At 71.6% G+C, this 3,126-nt stretch carries 4 protein-coding genes; all 4 read right to left on the bottom strand.

What is annotated here, in order from left to right; all coding sequences use genetic code 11:
* Window positions 1-1,219: S8 family peptidase (locus FKV24_RS18945; RefSeq protein WP_211371929.1), on the bottom strand; the 1,219-nt coding region annotated here is incomplete at its 3' end.
* Window positions 1,216-1,989: a hypothetical protein gene (locus FKV24_RS18940; protein WP_141483501.1), complete on the bottom strand. Its 774-nt coding sequence runs from the start codon at window positions 1,987-1,989 to the stop codon at window positions 1,216-1,218. The genes FKV24_RS18940 and FKV24_RS18945, both read right to left, overlap by 4 nt.
* Window positions 1,986-2,276 carry a hypothetical protein gene (locus FKV24_RS18935; RefSeq protein ID WP_141483500.1) on the bottom strand — a complete coding sequence of 97 codons (291 nt, stop codon included), beginning with the start codon at window positions 2,274-2,276 and terminating at the stop codon, window positions 1,986-1,988. The genes FKV24_RS18940 and FKV24_RS18935 overlap by 4 nt, the downstream gene beginning before the upstream one ends.
* A partial coding sequence (locus tag FKV24_RS18930; RefSeq protein WP_141483499.1) for a hypothetical protein occupies window positions 2,276-3,126 on the bottom strand: 851 nt, incomplete at its 5' end. The genes FKV24_RS18935 and FKV24_RS18930, both read right to left, overlap by 1 nt.

Genomic DNA, 3,126 nt, shown 5'->3' with positions numbered 1-3,126 from the left:
GCAGCGCGCAGGCCGCGGCGGCGAACGGAGCGGCGAAACTGGTCCCGGTCGCGGCCTGGTAGCCGTGCAGGCCACAGGTCAGGATGCCGTTCCCCGGCGCGCACACCGCGACGTGTCCACCACGGGTGCTGAAGCCGGCCGGCCGGCGTTGGCGATCGACCGCGCCCACCGCGATCACGCCCTCGTGGGCGGCCGGGTAGTAGCGCTCCTCCAGCCCGGAGTTGCCGCTGGCGGCGACCAGGATCACCCCGCGCGCGAGCGCGTAGCGGATGACTTCCTCGTGCGGCCTCGGCGCGTCGGTGGCCAGGGCGCTCTCGGGCGTGCCGAAACTCATGTTGATGACCTTCACATTGAGGTCGATCAGGCGCTTCATTCCGGCGTCGATGTTGTCGAGCGCGCCAACCCCGAAGCGACGCTCACCGGGTCCGAGCGCGGCGCCGAGCACCCGCACCGGGGTCAGCCCGCAGGCGCCGGCGCCACCGGGCGGAATGTCGCGCCCGCGCGCAGCCAGGATGCCGGCGCAACCGGTGCCGTGACCGACCTCGTCCTGCGGCTGTTCGCCACGATGGCGGTAGTCGCCGACCAGGGTCAGTCCGCCGACCAGTTCCGGGTCCAGGTCGACGCTGTCGAAACCGGCGCGCAGGCGCGCCTGCAGCTCCTGGTGCTCGAGCGCGACTCCGGTGTCGGCCAGGCCGATCACGGTCGCGGGGTCGCCGGGCTCGTAGGCCAGCGCCTCCGGCAGACGGATCAGCTCGCGCGCCCACAGCGGGTCGCTCACGGTATGCGGATCGACGGGTTCGTCGCCACCGCCTCCGTCGGCCGCGAACGGGCCGTGGCAGAGATGATCGGCGCAGACCCGCTCGACCACCGGCACCTCGGCCAGCGCCTGCAACAGCGCCGGTACCGCGGCCGGATCGCGCACCTCGATGCGCAGCACCCGCGCCACGCCGCTGATCTGCTCGACATCGTCGAAGCGGCGCGCGCCGGGCACCGGGCGTTCGACCCGCCGCTTGCGGGCGCTGTGCAGGCGGGTGACCCGGAACGCGCCGCCGTGGTGACGCAACAGGCGATCGATCACGCCGCCGTCGATATGCTCGGCCTTGTCGGTGCCGTAGCCGATCACCGCGCGCAGGCCGGGCACGTGCTCGGGCACCTCGCCGAGCCTGAGCGTCAGCAGCAGGCGGCCGCGCACGGCGGGCATCGCACGACGCATGTTCATGGCGCCTCCCACTGGCCGAGCCGGCCTTCGCTGAGTTCGACCCGGGCGACCTCGCCCTCGCCGAAATCCAGTTCCGCCTCGCGGCCGAGCTGGTGCGCCAGCGGCGCCAGCACGATGGCGTCATCGCCCGACTCCACCACCGGCACCGCCTCTCCGGCCGCGCGCACCAGCGGCAAACGTCCGCCGCGCAGCCCCGGGGTGCTCAGATGCACGCGCCGGGTGGCCTGACCGTTGGCGCCGGACTCGACCCGGGTCACCCGCGGTGCGGCGGCGCTCATCAGCGCCTGCTGCAGGCGGTTGACCGGCATCCGCGACAACCGCGCGATCACGTCGGCGCCGGCGGTCTTCTTCAGTTCGTTGAGCTGGGTGACGGTGCGCACGCCGATCCGCTCCAGGCGGCGCTGCTCGTCCTCGGTGATGCGATCGCCGAGCGCCTCGCGCAGGCTGAACTTCGGGTCCTCGGCTTTGAAGTCGACCGCGTTCTCCTCGATCATCGGCTTGGTGATCGTGGTCAGCGCGAGCTTGATCGTGCTGGCCTCGGATTCGCCCGGACCGGCCGGACGCAGGAACACGTCCTCGTCGACCATCTGCACGAACGCGCGCAGGTCCATCGAGACTTCCTTGACCGCGAAGGTCAACGGCAGCTTGCCGACCCGCGCCTTGATCGCCATCGCCGCCTGCGCCTTGTCCAACTGCTCGGTCAGGGCCTGGATGAACAGGTCGAACGGGATGCCGCTGTCGCGGACCAGGGGCGGAATCTGCGCGCTCATGGCCAGGCCTCCGCCGACACCTGTGCATTGCCGGTGGCCTCGTCCTCCGCGTCCGCGGCCGCGTCGCCCCAGGCCAGCCGCAACCGCGAAGGCGCGATCACCCAGTCTCCGCTGCCACGACTGCGCGGCACATCGGCCAGCAGCACGCAGCCGCCATCCTGCAGCACCGGACGCAGTTCCAGCGGCAGGGTCATCTCGGCCCCGGCCAGCTGCACACCCCCGCGCGTCTCGACCGCGAGCAGGCCGTCATGCAGCTCCTCCAGCAGTTGCGACAGCTCGCGCAGCATCACCCACCTCCCTCTTCGCGCGGCGCCGGCGCCGCGGCCGGTGCCGTCGGCGCGGCCGCCGGTTGCTGCGGACGCATCGCCGGGGAGTGGCGCTGGACCAGCGCGGCCTTGGCCGGCTCGACCATGCGCTCCAGCGGCAGGGTCTCGCTGACGAAGTTCAGCTTGACCTCGCCGAACAGGTCGGCGCGGACGTTGGACTCGTTCTGCGCGTTGACCGCGACCGTCGACACCATCGTCGAGCTCTGGCCCTCGTAGCTGAGGCTGCCGCGCTCGCCCCAGTTGGCGACCGCCTTGGGATCGGTGCCGGCGGCGTAGCCGACCTTGGCCGCGTCCTGCGCGGCGGCGCGGAACATCACCTTGCTGGTGATGCTGCCGTCGCGCACGACCACCCGGTTCATGCCCAGCATGACCATCGTCGCCAGCAGCTGCTGGCGTTCGCCGCCGACCTTCAACCGCACCTGCGGCAACACCTGCTGCTCCAGCAGCTCGGTGGTCAGGATCTCGTTCTCGATGCCGTACTCGGCCAGCCACGCGGGCTCCAGATCGTTGCTGCGCGGCGCCAGTTGCGGCTCCACCCGCTCGCCGCCGTCGGGCAGCAACAGCTGCACCTCGCCGGGATAGCGACTGGCCAGCCAGTCGCGCGCCTGGTTCGGAGTGACGTTCTCCTCGGTGAACTGCTCGACCGTCTTGGCAACCGCGGTCACCAGGCTGGAGTAGCTCTCCATCTGCCGGATCGAGGCATCGACGATCGCGTCGAAGGTGCCGTGCACGAGCTGGGCGACGAAGCCGGGAAAGTCGATCTCGTTGACCATCGCGCCGGCACGCCGGGCGATGGTCTCGGTCGCCTGCG

Source organism: Marilutibacter maris, assembly GCF_006546735.2.
Classification (GTDB): Bacteria; Pseudomonadota; Gammaproteobacteria; order Xanthomonadales; family Xanthomonadaceae; genus Marilutibacter; species Marilutibacter maris.
Note: the sequence above shows the minus strand (reverse complement) of the source record. Positions and strands in the feature narration are given on the sequence as shown.